Here is a 13,417-nt window from a genome sequence, read left to right as displayed (position 1 = left end):
ACGGGCGATGCAGCAGACACAGTTGATCCGCTCCAGCACATTTCTCTGGGCTCTGGCCGTGGCGGCGTCCTTTGCGCTGTTCGTGGTCGCCTTGTTCGCCTTCATCTACTGGAAGCTCGATGCCTATCTGGTCGCGCGGTCCGATCGCATGATCACCACGCAGATCCACTTCGTCGCGGAATTGTCCCCGGCCCGCCGCGTCAGCGCTATCGCGGATCACCTCGCGCAGGATTCCAGGGGCGTGCAGTACGCGGGACTGTTCGATCCTGCTGGCAAAAGGCTGGCCGGGAATATCGACCGCGTGCCGCGCGAACTCGGGCTCGATGGGGCGGCGCAGGGCGTGCGACTCGATCTGCTGGAGAAGCCGACGGCGCATGGTCCCGTCGTCAGGGCGGTCGGTAGCCGTCTCGAGGGCGGCGATGTCCTGGTGATGGGACGGAACGTCGACGAGACGCGCGAGATATCGAGCGTGGTGGGCCAGGCCCTGGCCCTGGGTCTGCTGCCGGCCTTCAGCCTCTGCCTGCTTGCGGGTGCCTGGCTGAGCTTGCGCGCCCAGCGACGCGTAGAGGAGGTCAACCAGCGGGTCCAGCGCATCGTGGCCGGCGAGCTGCGCGAGCGGCTTCCGGAGGGCGGGACGGACGACCCGTTTGCGCGGCTGGCCAGGATCGTCAACGGCATGCTCGACGAGATGGAGACGATGATCAATGCGCTCGCCGGCGTCGGCAACGACATCGCTCATGATCTCAGGACGCCGCTGACCCGCGTCCGTCTGGCGCTGGAGCGCGGCCGGACCCATGCGGCGACGCTGGAACAGCTGCAGGACGTTGCGGACAAGGCCATCGCCGGCATCGACCAGTCGCTCGCGATCGTCACGGCCTTGCTGCGCCTGACAGAGATCGAGAACAACCGCCGTATGGCCGGGTTTGGCGACGTCGCGCTCGACGAGATTCTGCGGGAGGTGTGCGACGTCTACGAGCCGATCGCCGAGGACAAGCATGTCGGGCTCGGCGTCGTCACCGAGTGCAATGTGCAGGTGTGGGGTGACCGCGACCTGCTGTTCGAGGCAGTCGCCAACCTCGTCGACAACGCCATCAAATTCACGCCGTCCGGCGGGCGGGTGGACCTCGCCCTGCAGGCGGAGGACGAGACCGCGCTGGTGCGCGTTAGCGATACCGGGCCCGGCATCAGCGAGCAGGAGCGCGAAGCAGTGCTGCGGCGGTTTTACCGCTCCGACAAGATGCGCAATACGCCGGGCGTCGGGCTTGGACTGAGCCTGGTGGCGGCGATCGTCAAGCTGCACGGCTTCCGGCTGATCATTGGCCCGGCTCCCGGTGGGCGGATCGAGATCCTCGCCTGGACCGGGAGTGCGGGCAGGCCCATCGCGCGCCGGTCACGCGCATTGCTGCACGCAGAGGCCGGCCAGATGGGATGAGCCAAATGACGTGCGGTGCCTCCGAGATCAATCAGCCGGCCCGGACTATAGGAGTGACAAATGCAGACGAGCCATGAGGTGGTGTGCCGCGATCCTGTTGCCGTGCCGATCGCAGCGGTGTCGACGCCGTTCCTCACCGCCTATTCCGCCGCAATCCGGCGCTACGAGCTACTTGAATCAGGTCAGGAGCAGCAGCTGGCGCGTCGCTGGCAGGAAACGCGGGACCGGCGCGCCGCGGATGCGCTCGTCACCAGCCATCTTCGGCTCGCCGCCAAGTTGGCGAGGGGTTACAAGGGATACGGTCTGCCGCTGGTCGATCTGATCGCGGAAGCGAACCTCGGCCTCGTGATCGCGGCGTCGCGCTTCGAGCCCGGGCACGGCGCCCGATTCTCCAGCTATGCGATCTGGTGGATCAAGGCCACCATTCACGACTACATCCTGCGATCGTGGTCCCTGGTCAAGATCGGGACGACGGCTGCGCAGAAGAAGCTGTTTTTCAAACTCCGCGGCGAGATCAGGAAAGCCACCAGCAGTGCGATGGCCGGGCTCACACCCGACGTCGCCGAATTGATCGCCGGGAAGCTCGAGGTGACGGCGCGCGAGGTGATCGAGATGGACGCGCGACTCCACCGCGACATGTCGCTGAACGCGCGCGTCGGTGACGAGGACGGTGGAACCGAGCTGGAGGCCCTGCTGGTCGATGGTGCGGTCGACGCCGAGACGATGCTTGCCGATCACGACCAGACGGAGCAGCGCAGCAGGGCTTTGCGCGCTGCACTGGACGGGCTCGCGCCGCGGGAGCGTCATATCTTCGAGGCGCGGCGCCTGAAGGAATGTCCTGTTACGCGCGATCAGCTCGCCCGAGAGCTGTCCATATCCAGCGAGCGGGTTCGGCAGATCGAGATCCGTACCTTCGCCAAAGTCAAACGGGCCGTCGTGAACGCTGCGCATGATGTGTCACACGCCGCCGCGTGCAGCGACTGAATTCGTTTTCATTTGAACGGAGGCGCGGCCGCCCTCACTTGTCCGACGATCCTGCGTAACCCTGTTTCAGGCAGACCAATCATGGGAATTGTTCGCTTCGCGCTGCGGCTTCCGCATACTTTCTACGTGCTTGCGGCGTTGATCCTGTTCCTCGGCGGCATCGCAATTCGCTCGATGCCGACAGACATCTTTCCGGAGATCCGGATTCCCGTCGTCACTGTCATCTGGAGCTACACCGGCCTTTCCACGCCGGAGATGGAACAGCGCGTCAGCACCTACAGCCAGTATTCGATCAGCGCCAATGTCAGCGGTATCAAGAATATCGAGGCGCAGACCCTCAACGGCTTGTCGGTTCAGAAGATCTACTTTCAGCCGGACGTCAATCTCGATCTCGCGATCTCGCAGATCGTCTCGGCGACCAACGCCATCCGCGCTCTGATGCCTCCCGGCATCCAGCCGCCGATCATCGTGCAGTTCAATGCCTCAAGCGTGCCGGTGCTCCAGCTCAGCCTCGAATCGAACAACCTGAATGAGCAGCAGCTCTACGATTTCGGCATCTACCGGGTCCGCCAGCAACTGGCTCCCGTTTCAGGCGTGACCCTGCCCACGCCTACCGGCGGCAAATACCGCCAGATCATGGTTGACCTCGATCCGAACAAGCTGCTGGCGCGCGGATTGACACCGCTCGACATCGTCAACGCAGTGAACACGCAGAACCTGACGCTGCCGACCGGCACGACCAAGATCGGCGACACCCAGTACACCGTTCGTACCAACGCGACGCCGGCGACGATCCAGGATCTCAACATGATCCCGGTGAAGTTCGCGAACGGGGCGACGATCTTCCTGAAGGACGTCGCCCAGGTCCGCGACGGCGCCCAGGTTCAGCAGAACATTGTGCGCGAGGATGGCCACCGCGCCGTCCTGCTCAGCGTCATCAAGAACGGCAATGCCTCCACGCTGGCCGTCGTCAACGGGGTGAAAGCGGCCCTGACGTCGATCCGCGCGTCGGCGCCCGCGGGGCTGAAGGTGAACGAGCTGTTCGACCAGTCAATCTTCGTCACACACTCGGTCGATGGTGTGCTGCGCGAAGGCGCGATCGCGGCGGGCCTGACGGCATTGATGATTCTGGTGTTCCTGGGATCGTGGCGATCGACGCTCGTCGTCCTGATCTCGATCCCGCTGGCGATGCTGTCCTCGCTGATCGTCCTCTATTTCCTCGGCGAGACCCTCAACACCATGACGCTCGGCGGCCTTGCTCTTGCCGTCGGTATTCTCGTCGACGATTCGACGGTGACGATCGAGAACACGCACCGGCTCTGGACCGAGGAAGGCATGCCGCTGCCGGACGCGACTCTGCACGGAGCCGCCGAAATCGCCATTCCGACGCTGGTCTCGACGCTCGCGATCAGTTGCGTGTTCATCTCGGTCGTATTCCTCGAGGGCCCGGCCAAATATCTGTTCACGCCACTTGGCCTTGCCGTGGTGTTCGCGATGCTGGCGTCTTATGGCCTGTCGCGGACGCTGACGCCGATCACCATTGGCCTGCTCCTGAAGGGCGAGCAACGTCATGGCGAGGGCAATCGGCCGTCAAACATCCTCGCACGCGCCTCCGCGGCATTCGAGCGCGGTTTCGAACGCCTGCGCGACGGCTATTCCGATCTGCTGCTGAAACTGCTGCGGCACCGCGCAGTGATACCCGTCGTCGCCGTGCTGGTGCTGGCGCTCGGTGCCACGATGTTCGCCTATGTCGGCCAGGACTTCTATCCCCTGATCGACGGCGGCCAGATCCAGCTCCATGTTCGCGCCCCCGCGGGCACGCGGATCGAGCGGACGGAAGCGATCTTCCAGGCAGTTGAGGACAAGATCCGCGAGGTCATTCCCGAGCACGACCGGGCGCTGATCGTCGATAATATCGGCCTGCCGGCGCGGCCCTATAACCTTGCTTTCACGGACGGTTCCACCATCGGGGTGAACGACGGCACCATTCTCGTGTCGTTGAAGGAAGGGCACCAGCCGACGGCGGATTACATCAGGAGGCTGCGGCAGGTGCTGCCGACGGCATTCCCGGAGGACACGTTCTATTTCCAGGCGGCCGATATCGTCACGCAGATCCTGAACTTCGGTCTCCCGGCGCAGATCGATGTCCGCACGGTCGGTTACGGCAACAACAATCTCGCCGTCGCCAAGGAACTGCAAAAGAGTCTCGCCGCGATCCCCGGCGTGGTCGATGCACATCTGCAGCAGGAGGTCGATGCTCCCGCATTCTACGCCGACATCGACCGCACCCGCGCCGCGCAACTCGGTCTCAATGCGAGCACGGTGGCAACCAACATCAATGTCAGCCTCTCATCGTCCGCGCAGGTCTCGCCGAACTTCTGGACGGATCCGACTTCCGGCATTCCCTATTACCTGGCTGTGCAGACGCCAGAGTACAGGACCAATTCGCTGAACGCGCTGGGCAATACGCCGGTTTCGGCCTCGCTTGCCGCAAGCGGGCAGACGGTACCGGGCCTGCTCAGCAATGTTGCGACCTTCAAGCGGGGCACCGTTCCGACCAACTCGAACCAAGCCAATGTGCAGCCGGTTTACGATGTCTATGCGAGCGTGCAGGGCCGTGATCTCGGCAGCGTCGCGGCTGACATCGAGAAGGTGACGTCCACGCTGCAGAAGCAACTCCAGCCGGGCAACTCGATCCAGGTTCTCGGCCAGATCCAGAGCATGCACCAATCGTTCCGCGATCTCTCCCTTGGACTGCTGTTCGCGGCCATCCTCGTCTACCTGCTGATGGTCGTGAACTACCAGAATTTTGGCGATCCCTTTGTCGTCATCCTGGCACTGCCGGCGACATTCTGCGGCATCGTGACGATGCTGTTTATCACCGGGACGACGCTGAACGTGCCTTCGCTGATGGGAGCCATCATGGCGATCGGCGTAGCCTCCGCGAACTCCATCCTGCTCGTGACATTCGCACGCGACGAGCAATTGAAGGGGCATTCGGCATTCCAGGCGGCGCTGAGCGCAGGCCGGACGCGAATCCGGCCCGTGCTGATGACCGCGGCGGCGATGATCGTCGGCATGATCCCGATGGCGATCGGCGGGCCCGGCGAGGAGCAGAATGCAGCGCTCGCGCGGGCGGTCATCGGCGGTCTGCTGTTTGCAACACCGACCACCCTGCTGATCGTGCCTTATCTCTTCGCCATGCTGCGCAAAGGCAACGACGGCAAGCCTCATCATGGGGTATTCGAGGAGCAACCGGAATGAGTGACGTTCGCGCAAGGACCGATGACGACGGGGCGACACACCGCCCGGGGGCGGAGAGCCTCCGGATTGTGGAACTGCCGGGAAAGGGCCCTCGATCCGGACGCCGTTACGGCGGCGCGCTGCTCGGCGGAGGCGTGCTCCTCATGCTTGCGTGCGGTCTCGGCATCGGCGGCTGGCGGCACTATGAGGCCATGCGTGGCGTTGCCGCTGTGGCAGAGCAGGCTCGAACCAACCTTCCCGAGGTTCGGGTCGCGACGGTGAAGCCCGGAGGCGACATCATGAAGGTGAGCCTGCCGGCGACGACGACCGCGTTCGAGGCGGCCAACATCTTCGCGCGGACCAGCGGCTACATCGAGAAGCGCTACGTCGATATCGGCGATCGGGTCAAGAAGGGCGAGCTGCTCGTGGAAATCACTGCGCCCGAGCTCGACCAGCAGATCGCGCAGGCGCAAGCGACGCTCGCGCAGGACCAGGCCGCGCTTCAGCAGGCGGAGGCAAGCCGGGAACTGGCCGACGTAACCAACTCGCGCGATAGCAATCTCGTCAAGCAGGGCTGGTTGACGGCACAACAGGGCGACAACGATCGTCTCACCCTGCGCGCGCAGCAAGGCGCGGTGGGTGTCGCCCAGTCGAACATCACGGCGCAGGAAGCGCAGATCCGAGTTCTCCAGCAGGAGAAGTCCTATCAGCGTGTGGTGGCGCCATTCGACGGCGTGGTCACGCAGCGTAACGTGGACAACGGCAGCCTGGTATCAGCCGGGTCCACCTTCATGTTCACGCTGATGCATTCCGACGTGATCCGAACCCAGGTGTTCGTGCCACAGGACGAAGCGTTCGGCGTTGGTCCGGGCGTCGATGCGGATATCCGCGTCCCCGAGATTCCGGGGCGGACGTTTGCGGGCAAGGTCACGCGGATCGCAACCGCGCTGCAGCCGGGAAGCCGGACGCTGCTAACCGAGATCGACGTGCCCAATCCGGATGGCCTGCTCAGTCCGGGCATATATTGCACGGTCGAACTATCGATCCCGCGCAGGACAGCATCGACGACGATCCCATCCGATGCGCTCGTCTTCGACCAGAACGGCCTCCATGTCGTGGTTGTGCGCAACAACACGGTCCATTTTCAGCAGGTCTCGATCACCCGGGATTTCGGCACCACGGTGGAAGTGCGCGACGGCGTGCAGCCCGGCGACCAGGTCGTGCTCAATCCCGCGGTCAATCTGGCGGAGGGAAGCAAGGTCACCGTTCGCAAGAGCGAGGCGAGCTAGGACGCGAAAGATGATGCGAATTGTACTCGCAGCGGCGACGGCGTTGCTGCTCGGAAGCTCTGCTGGTCAGGCACAGGTCGCAACGACCGGCACTACTGCAATGGATCTGCCGACGGTGCCGGGCGCGATCGTGGTCTCACCGCTCAACAGTCCCGGGCCGTTTTCCGCAACGACCGTGTCAGGTGCTCCGGACACGACGCTGGCGCCGGTTCCGCTCGCGTCGGATCCGACGACGCCGGGGACGGTGGTCGTCTGCGCTCCGCCGTCGTCATCGCCGACGCCGGTGCCGGCGACGCCGACCGTATCGCCGACAGGCCTTGCACCACCGGGCATCGCGGCGCCGTTGCTGCCGGTGATAAGGCAGAACAGCAGCGCCACCGGTACGATCTCCTCAGCTGCGCCCTCAGGAACAGGTACGACGGTCGGATGCAGCTCGACGCCGGGGGGAGAGGTGACGAGCGCTGCGTCCCTGCCATTGTCGATCCCGCAAGTGGCTACAAGCCCCGCACCTGGTACGATTCAGGCGGAAGCCAGTGGTGCCGGTGGGACGGGCATAGACCCGAACGCTGCGGTTGTGCCCAGCCCGAACAGCTCGGCTTGCATGGAAGGCGTCTCGATGAATCTCGCCTCGCCTGCGACTGTGCTGCCGGCGAACGCTTCAGGCGCAGCACCAACGCCCGGCGTGTCGCCGGTGCTGCCGCCCGGATGCTGAAGTCGGACGCAGATCGAACCCCTAGTGGCAGGTGCAAGACGCAGCAAGCATCGCACTGAAATTCATCAAGAAGGCTCGGCGCGATCCCGGCCCGTGTGTGGCCTATTGTTCGATGAGTGCTGTTTATGCATCGAGAAGGCTCCACCTGATTGCATTGACATTAGAAACCTGCGCTCGGGCGAGCATTTCCAGAACGCACGTCCTGCTCCCACGGCTGCACGACCGCGTTGCGCGCATCGCCTTGCCTTCGACCCTTGAGCGGCATTTGCTATCTCAGGACGGCCCGCGCGCGTGCGATCTCCCGGCTGCACGCGTCGATGTCGCCGCTGCGATCGGCGGCGCGGGCGCAGTCGAGCGAATCAAGCGCGTCCGTGAAGCCGATGCCGTTGTCGCCCTCGGCTTTTGCGAGTGAGCGGGGGATGCCCACTTCCTGGCCGGGTATACGGGTGCGGACCTCGATCTGAAGTCCGCGATGGACGAGCAGCGGCTGCTTCCGTTGCCCGGCACCAACGCCGTCCTGGAAAGATCAGGTGGCTCGTCGTGATTGATGTGACTGTCTAGGACCGCCTCGCATTGCTGGATATGCCGCCGGCCTACTGGAATAACCGAGGGCAGCGCCGATGGTTCGGGCTGCCTCCATCACGTGAACCGAATATTCTTTTATCTGCTTGCGCTTGATGCGGCTGTCGGGCCCGGACATGCCAATCGCTCCCACGAGTTCGCCGGAACGACCGAGGATGGCACAAGCGCAGGCGGCGATGCCCTCGCGCCACTCGCCGTGCAGGACGGAGGAGTAGCCCTGCGCGCGTGCCAGCTCGATGTCCTCCCGCAGCTCCTCGATCGTCGTTCGCGTCGCTTCCGTGTAGCGCCTCAGATGCGGCCGGAACCGTTCCAGGTAGTCATCAGGCATATGTGCGAGCATCGCTTTGCCTGTCGCCATGGTGAAAGCGGGTGCGCGCATGCCCACGCTTGTATGGGCGCGGATATGGTGAGCGCTTTCGATCTTGTCGACATAGACCACGTCGGTGTCCTCGAGCACCGACAGGTGAATGGTTTCGCCGGTGATCTCGGCAAGCTTCGTCATTGCCGGTCGCGCGACGTTGATGAGATCCATCCGGTGGATGACATGGCTGCCGAGCGCCCAGATCTTGGTCGTGAGCTCGTAGGTGCTGTGCGGGGGGATCTGGCGCACATAGCCTTGAGACTGCAAAGTCATCAGCAGCCGATGCACGTTGCTCTTGGTGAGCTTCAGCTCGCTCGCGAGGTCAGTGACGCCGCGGGGCTGCTCGCTCAGAGCAAGTGCTTCCAGGAGACGCAGTCCCTTGGTAAAAGCCTTATCCATCCACCGGCCAAAATAGAATGATATTTCACTCGATCTAGCATGGCCGCGCGAACGGCAATAGCCCGGGTGTGGAATTAACCCCGATCCTTTCGGATCGGGGCTGATCAGCCTGCTTACTGGGCCAGCAAGGCGTTGAGCTTCTCCTGCCCGTACTCTTCATTGGTGGAATTTCCAGCCGGCGAAGTCGCGCCCCAATAATCCGGGCTCCATTCGATCGCTTTCGAGACGTTGTCCGGGTTGTTGGCCCAGTAGCGCGCGAGCTTCTTGTCGGTTGCGGCCTCGAACACGACCTGGGAGGGAAGGGCGACCGGGAAGGTCGAGGTGAGCTGCGCCGCGCGCTTGGGCTCGAGCCGCCAGGACAGCAGTTTCAGCGCGTTGTCGTAGTTCGGCGCTCCCTTGGGAATCGAGAAGAAGTCGTAGTAGATGAAGCCCTGATTGAAAGTCAGCTCGATCGGGGCGCCCTCCAGCGCGAGCTTGCTCATCGAACCGGTGTAGGCCATGCACATGTCGGCCTCGCCGTCGAGCAGGAGCTGCGGCGGCTGTGCGGATGTCGTCCACCATTTGGCAATGTGTGGCTTGATCTCCTTGACCTTCTTCAGCGCCCGCTCCATGTCGATCGGGTAGAGCTTGCTCTTCTCTACGCCGTCGGCCATCAGCGCCGCCTCGAAGACGAAACGCGGCCAGGCGGGCATGCAGCGCCGGCCAGGGAATTTCTTCACGTCCCAGAAGTCGGCCCAGCTGGTCGGCACGTTCTCGCCCTTGTACTTGTCCTTGTTGTAGACGAGGCCGACGCCGATCACCTGCAGCGCCACGCCCTTCTTGCGCTTAAGATTGTCCGGCATGGCCGCCAGCGTCTGCTTGGCCGCGTCGGACAGCTTGGAATAGTCGATGTCGGCGAGACAACAGTCGCCGAGCAGCTTGGTCTCCTGGTCGAAGATGAACGTCAGGTCCCATTGAGCTTTGCCGGCCTCGGCCTGAGCCTTGATGCGTGGGCCGCTACGCGCCTCCTGGACGGTGACCACCTTGATGCCGGTCGCCTTCTCGAACGGATCGTACATGACCTTGCGCAATGCATCGCCATATCCGCCGCCCGGGTCCTGCATGATCACGACGTTGCTCTGAGCCTGAGCCAGGCCCGTCCCCATCGCGATGCACAGGGCCGAGGCCAATACGGAAACCGACAGTCGCCAGCGTTTCATTCCCAGCATTTTCTCTTTCCTCCAGTTGAAATTGATCTGTGTCACGTTGCCTTCCGCGACGTGGCGAGAACGGGCCGTGCAAGGACGAGCCCTGCGACCACCAGCAGCACCTCCAGCGTCGAGACCACGGCCAGCACCGGATTGAGCCGGTAATTGATGTCGCCCCACAGCATGAGCGGGAGCGTCTTCAGCTCCGCGCTCGACAGGAACAGCGTCAGCACCAACTCGTCGAACGAGTGCAGGAAGGCGAAGAATGTCGCTGCAGCGAGGCCCGGCACGATGGCCGGCAGCGTCACCAGGCGGAACACCGTCAGGGACGATGCGCCATGGACGGAAGCTGCCTGTTCGAGCCTGGTATCGACGCCTTGAAGCGATGCGGACAGGATCACCACGACGAGCGGAAGGCCGCCGATCGCATGCGCCGCGGCAAGGCCGAAGACGGAGCCGACCAGGTCGAAACGCAGGAACAGGCTGTAGAGCGACAGGCCGAGCACGACCGGAGGCACGATGATCGGACTTACGAGCAGCAGCATGATGGTGGACTTGCCGCGAATGCTGCTCCTGACGATGCCGAGGGCGGCCGACGCGCCCAGCACGATCGCGATTCCGGCCGACATCGCCGCGACGACCAAGGATGTCCAGAACGCCCGCATCCAGTTCGAATCGGAGAAGAACTGCTCATACCAGCGAAATGAGAAGCCCGGCGGCGGGAAGGTCAGATAGCTTGCGCTGCTGAAGGAAATGATCATCACCACGATGATCGGCAGGATGAGAACGGTAATGACCAGTCCGCCCAGAAGGCGAACTGTCCAGGTCCCGAAGCTCGCCGGCAGTCGCCCGAAAAGTCTCAGAAGCGGCCAGCCTATCAAGTCGGCAGCTGAGGCGCCGAAACTACGGCGGCCGACATCGGCAGCGTTGCGGTCAGTCGTCGTCGGTGCGGCCTCGGTCAGCTTGCGGCCGCCCCAAATGAACTCGAAGCCGAGGAAGCGTCCGGCCACCGCGACCACCGCCAGCGTGATCGTCAGCAGCACCACGCCCAAGGCCTGCAGGAATCCCTCCGATGTGACCGAGTCCGCCTGCTGGGTGATATGCATGGCAAACATCTGGTCGCCGGGTCCCCCGAGCAGCGTGGGCGTAATGAAGAACCCGATCGCTGCGACGAAGACCAGCAGGAAGCCGGCGCCCATCCCGGGTAGGGTCAGCGGCAGCAACACGCGCCAGAACGCCGCAATGGGCCCGGCGCCGCTGGCCAGCGCCGCGCGGGTCAGGCTTTGATCGAGGCGCGCCACGCTGGAATAGATCGTCAGCACCATCAGCGGCAGAAGCACCGCGGTCATGCCGAGAAGCACCGTGCCGCGATTGAAGAGGAGCTGCACCGGCTCGCTCAATATTCCGACCGAAACCAGCAGCTTGTTGACCGGCCCGTTGCGGCCGAGCAGGACCATCCAGGCGTAGGTTCGGATCAGGATGGCGATGAAATAGGGCAGCACGATCGCGGTCGCGATCAGGGCCTGGGTCATGCCGCGGCTGCGGTGAATGAGCAGCGCCGTCGGATATCCGAACAGCAGGCACAGTCCGGCGACGGTGACCGAGATCTGCATCGTGCGGACGAGCGAATCCCAATAGAGCGGTATGGCGAATACCCGCTCGAAATAGGTCGACCACGACGGCCCGCTCACGCTGATGCGGATGAGATCGATCAGCGGGAGCAGATAGATGAAGGCCAGAAACGCGAGCGCGGGCAGGAGCAGCAGCGCCGGATCCTTCAACCTCCTGACGAGATCGAGATCCGCAGGACGGCCTGCCTGGGCGCCGATCGATGCCGCGGTCATGCAAGCACCCAGCAGTCCGCGGCGCCCCAGCTCACGTGCAGACGATCGCCGACGGCCGGCAGCGGCCGGTCGGCCATGTCGGTGCAGCGGATCAGGAGCGGATCTCCGCCCTCCATTTGCGCCTCGATCCGCAGGATCTCGCCGAGGAAGATCGCAGACGTGACGCTGACGGGCGTGGAATTCGCAGCCGGCTCGTTCGACACGGCGATGCGTTCCGGACGCACGAGCACAGTTGCGCGTCCGACGTCGATCGTGTCCCGGCTTTCGGCGCTGAACACGTATCCTGCACGGTTCTTCATCGTCAGTGTCGATCCGCGCTTCTGCAGGATCTCGGCCTCGATCAGATTGCTCTCGCCGACGAACGAGGCGACGAAGCGATCTGTCGGATGCCGGTAGATGTCCAGGGGGCGGCCGATCTGAACGATCTTGCCGGCGTTGAGTACCGCGATGCGGTCGCTCATCGTCAGGGCTTCGCCCTGGTCATGGGTGACGAACAGGATCGTGCTGCCGATGGTCTGGTGAAGGTCGCGGATCTCGATCTGGATCTGCTCGCGCAACCGCCGGTCGAGGGCGCTGAGGGGCTCGTCCATCAGCACGACCTTGGGCTTCCTGACGATGGCGCGGGCAATCGCGACGCGCTGCTGCTGTCCACCCGACATTTGCGAGGGAGACTTCGTCGCATGCTCCGTCAGCCGCATGATCTCCAGCGTTTCGGCGACGCGTCGCTCCGCGGTCGCCCGGTCGACCCCCGCCATCCGAAGCGGAAACGCGACGTTCTGGCTGACCGTCATGTTCGGAAACAGCGCGTAGCTCTGGAACACCATGCCGAAGCCGCGCTTGTGCGTGGGTACGTTGTGGACCGGCTTGCCGTCGACGAGGATCTCGCCGCTGTCGAGGCTCTGGAATCCGGCGACAAGGTTGAGCAGCGTCGTTTTTCCGCTGCCGGATGGGCCAAGAAGCGTGATGAACTCGCCGGGCTCGATGTCGATGCTGATCCGGTCGACCGCATGAAAGTTGCCGTAAGCTTTCACCGCTTCGCGGACGGCAATGCTCGATCCGATCGCGTCGCGGTCCCGGAGGCGGCCGGTTGGCAATGTCCGAACGTTCGCATTGCCAGAGCGCATCACACGCTGAGCCGAAGGCTCGCCCATTCTATCCTCCCAGTGTGTTCTATAGTGTAGAACGTTATTCCAATTATTGTTGGAGCAGCGCGTCGTCTTGTCAAGTCGCGCCGCCTGGTCGCGGCGCGAAGGTGCGCTGCTGGCCGGCTGCGCGCGAAAGTCCTGGAAATCAAGGCTCCGCCGGCGAAGCCAGATTGACAGCATCGTCCAAACCCGCCTAACATATTTTGGAATTGCGTTCTACGATATAGAACAAGGTTGGG

The 13,417-nt window shown here is 63.7% G+C and carries 10 protein-coding genes; 5 read left to right on the top strand and 5 right to left on the bottom strand.

Annotated features, from left to right (window positions below; translation table 11 throughout):
• Nucleotides 1-7: 7 nt before the first annotated feature.
• The 4 genes from I6F36_RS29505 to I6F36_RS29490 all read left to right on the top strand — a co-directional run bounded on the left by I6F36_RS29505 (nucleotide 8) and on the right by I6F36_RS29490 (nucleotide 6,948).
• A complete protein-coding gene (locus I6F36_RS29505) occupies nucleotides 8-1,432 on the top strand; it encodes an ATP-binding protein (protein ID WP_225172694.1) in 1,425 nt (474 codons plus the stop codon).
• Nucleotides 1,433-1,492: 60 nt separating this feature from the next.
• On the top strand, nucleotides 1,493-2,416 hold the full coding sequence (gene rpoH, locus I6F36_RS29500; protein ID WP_036011601.1) for an RNA polymerase sigma factor RpoH: 924 nt from the start codon (nucleotides 1,493-1,495) through the stop codon (nucleotides 2,414-2,416).
• A gap of 81 nt (nucleotides 2,417-2,497) precedes the next feature.
• Nucleotides 2,498-5,680, top strand: a complete 3,183-nt coding sequence (locus I6F36_RS29495; RefSeq protein WP_225172693.1) for an efflux RND transporter permease subunit — start codon at nucleotides 2,498-2,500, stop codon at nucleotides 5,678-5,680.
• Nucleotides 5,677-6,948, top strand: coding sequence for an efflux RND transporter periplasmic adaptor subunit (locus tag I6F36_RS29490; protein ID WP_036026697.1), 1,272 nt, complete (start codon nucleotides 5,677-5,679; stop codon nucleotides 6,946-6,948). The genes I6F36_RS29495 and I6F36_RS29490 overlap by 4 nt, the downstream gene beginning before the upstream one ends.
• 66 nt (nucleotides 6,949-7,014) lie before the next feature.
• On the opposite strand, the gene I6F36_RS29485 is transcribed toward I6F36_RS29490, so the two are convergent.
• On the bottom strand, nucleotides 7,015-7,326 hold the full coding sequence (locus I6F36_RS29485; RefSeq protein ID WP_225114043.1) for a hypothetical protein: 312 nt from the start codon (nucleotides 7,324-7,326) through the stop codon (nucleotides 7,015-7,017).
• A 365-nt stretch (nucleotides 7,327-7,691) separates the two neighbouring features.
• Between I6F36_RS29485 and I6F36_RS29480 the strand changes: the two genes are divergently transcribed.
• Nucleotides 7,692-8,072 carry a hypothetical protein gene (locus I6F36_RS29480; protein ID WP_225172692.1) on the top strand — a complete coding sequence of 127 codons (381 nt, stop codon included), beginning with the start codon at nucleotides 7,692-7,694 and terminating at the stop codon, nucleotides 8,070-8,072.
• Nucleotides 8,073-8,186: 114 nt separating this feature from the next.
• Here the strand turns inward: I6F36_RS29480 and I6F36_RS29475 are convergent, their stop codons facing one another.
• From I6F36_RS29475 to I6F36_RS29460, 4 genes are all read right to left on the bottom strand, one after another.
• Entirely contained in the window at nucleotides 8,187-9,002 is an 816-nt protein-coding gene (locus I6F36_RS29475; protein ID WP_036026695.1) for an IclR family transcriptional regulator, read from the bottom strand.
• 113 nt (nucleotides 9,003-9,115) lie between these two features.
• Nucleotides 9,116-10,210: an extracellular solute-binding protein gene (locus I6F36_RS29470; RefSeq protein WP_057026117.1), complete on the bottom strand. Its 1,095-nt coding sequence runs from the start codon at nucleotides 10,208-10,210 to the stop codon at nucleotides 9,116-9,118.
• 32 nt (nucleotides 10,211-10,242) lie between these two features.
• Complete coding sequence (locus I6F36_RS29465; protein WP_225172691.1) at nucleotides 10,243-12,033, bottom strand: ABC transporter permease subunit; 1,791 nt, start codon at nucleotides 12,031-12,033, stop codon at nucleotides 10,243-10,245.
• A complete protein-coding gene (locus I6F36_RS29460; protein WP_036026694.1) occupies nucleotides 12,030-13,184 on the bottom strand; it encodes an ABC transporter ATP-binding protein in 1,155 nt (384 codons plus the stop codon). Before I6F36_RS29460 ends, I6F36_RS29465 begins: the two co-directional genes overlap by 4 nt.
• Nucleotides 13,185-13,417: the final 233 nt, after the last annotated feature.

The organism is Bradyrhizobium sp. BRP19 (assembly GCF_020194195.1).
GTDB lineage: Bacteria > Pseudomonadota > Alphaproteobacteria > Rhizobiales > Xanthobacteraceae > Bradyrhizobium > Bradyrhizobium yuanmingense.
The sequence above is the reverse complement of the archived record's forward strand: the minus strand, read 5'-3'. Positions and strand labels throughout refer to the sequence as shown.